The sequence below is a fragment of the Streptomyces sparsus genome, assembly GCF_054776295.1.
The window spans coordinates 1-2,407 of record NZ_BAAHCA010000769.1 but is presented as its reverse complement, the minus strand read 5'-3'; the positions used below and the strand labels follow the sequence as shown (position 1 = coordinate 2,407).

Here is a 2,407-nt window from a genome sequence, read left to right as displayed (position 1 = left end):
AGGGGCACGCGGGGCGGCAGCACCACCGGAAGCGCGAAGGGCGGCGCCCCCGGGCCGCCCGCCCGCGCCGTCTCCGGCGTCTCGGGACGCTCCGGTTCCTCCAACCGGGTCAGGGCGCGGCTGGCGCGGCTGGGCGTGCAGCGCTCCAGCCCGTACAACCCGGTGCTGGAACCGCTGCTGCGGATAGTGCGCAGCCACGACCCGAAGGCCGACACCGCGACGCTGCGCCAGATCGAGCGGGCGTACCAGGTCGCCGAGCGCTGGCACCGCGGCCAGAAGCGCAAGAGCGGCGACCCGTACATCACCCACCCGCTGGCCGTGACGACGATCCTGGCCGAGCTGGGCATGGACCCGGCCACGCTGATGGCCGGGCTGCTGCACGACACCGTCGAGGACACCGAGTACGGCCTGGAGACGCTGCGCCGCGACTTCGGCGACCAGGTCGCCCTGCTCGTGGACGGCGTCACCAAGCTGGACAAGGTCAAGTTCGGCGAGGCCGCGCAGGCCGAGACGGTGCGCAAGATGGTCGTCGCCATGGCCAAGGACCCCCGCGTCCTGGTCATCAAGCTCGCCGACCGGCTGCACAACATGCGGACCATGCGCTTCCTGCGGCGGGAGAAGCAGGAGCAGAAGGCCCGCGAGACGCTGGAGATCTACGCGCCGCTCGCCCACCGGCTGGGCATGAACACCATCAAGTGGGAGCTGGAGGACCTCGCCTTCGCGATCCTCTACCCCAAGATGTACGACGAGATCGTGCGGCTGGTCGCCGAACGCGCGCCCAAGCGCGACGAGTACCTGGCGATCGTCACCGACGAGGTGCAGTCCGACCTGCGCGGCGCGCGGATCAAGGCCACCGTCACCGGGCGGCCGAAGCACTACTACTCCGTCTACCAGAAGATGATCGTCCGCGGCCGGGACTTCGCCGAGATCTACGACCTGGTGGGCATCCGGGTCCTCGTCGACACCGTCCGCGACTGCTACGCGGCGCTGGGCACCGTGCACGCGCGGTGGAACCCCGTGCCGGGGCGGTTCAAGGACTACATCGCGATGCCCAAGTTCAACATGTACCAGTCGCTGCACACGACGGTCATCGGCCCCGGCGGCAAGCCCGTCGAGCTCCAGATCCGGACCTTCGACATGCACCGCCGCGCCGAGTACGGCATCGCGGCGCACTGGAAGTACAAGCAGGAGGCCGTGGCCGGCGCCTCCAAGGTCCGCACCGACATCCCCAAGGGGGCTGGGCAGGACACCGTCAACGACATGGCGTGGCTGCGGCAGCTGCTGGACTGGCAGAAGGAGACGGAGGACCCCAGCGAGTTCCTGGAGTCGCTGCGCTTCGACCTGTCCCGCAACGAGGTCTTCGTCTTCACCCCCAAGGGCGACGTCATCGCGCTGCCCGCCGGAGCGACACCCGTCGACTTCGCGTTCGCCGTGCACACCGAGGTCGGCTACCGGACCATCGGCGCGCGGGTCAACGGACGCCTGGTGCCGCTGGAGTCCACCCTCGACAACGGCGACACCGTGGAGGTCTTCACCTCCAAGTCGGCCGGGGCCGGCCCCTCCCGCGACTGGCTGGGCTTCGTCAAGTCACCCCGGGCCCGCAACAAGATCCGTGCGTGGTTCTCCCGCGAGCGGCGGGACGAGGCCATCGAGCAGGGCAAGGACGCCATCGTGCGGGCCATGCGCAAGCAGAACCTGCCGATCCAGCGCATCCTCACCGGCGACTCGCTGGTGACCCTCGCGCACGAGATGCGCTACCCGGACATCTCCTCGCTCTACGCGGCCATAGGCGAAGGCCACGTCGCCGCACAGAACGTCGTGCAGAAGCTGGTGCAGGCGCTCGGCGGCGAGGAGGCCGCCAACGAGGACATCGCCGAGACCGCGCCCCCCATGACGGGCCGCAGCAAACGCCGCTCCGGCTCCGACCCCGGCGTGATCGTCAAGGGCGTCGAGGACGTCTGGGTGAAGCTGGCGCGCTGCTGCACGCCGGTGCCGGGTGATCCCATCATCGGCTTCGTGACCCGCGGCAGCGGCGTCTCCGTGCACCGCGCGGACTGCCTCAACATCGAGTCGCTCTCCCGTGAGCCGGAGCGCATCCTCGACGTCGAGTGGGCGCCGACCCAGTCGTCGGTCTTCCTGGTCGCCATCCAGGTCGAGGCGCTGGACCGCTCCCGGCTGCTGTCGGACGTCACCCGGGTGCTGTCCGACCAGCACGTCAACATCCTGTCGGCGGCCGTGCAGACCTCCCGGGACCGGGTGGCGGTCTCCCGGTTCACCTTCGAGATGGGCGACCCCAAGCACCTCGGGCACGTACTGAAGGCGGTCCGCGGTGTGGACGGCGTCTACGACGTCTACCGCGTCACCTCCACCCGCCGCCCCTGACCCCGGCGCCCCCGGCGCCCCCGCC

General features: G+C 70.3%; 1 protein-coding gene. It reads left to right on the top strand.

The window, feature by feature from the left end; genetic code table 11:
• Positions 1–2,382 (top strand): RelA/SpoT family protein (locus ACYVE9_RS23175; protein ID WP_461029832.1); only part of this gene is annotated, 2,382 nt, incomplete at its 5' end.
• Positions 2,383–2,407 lie beyond the last annotated feature (25 nt).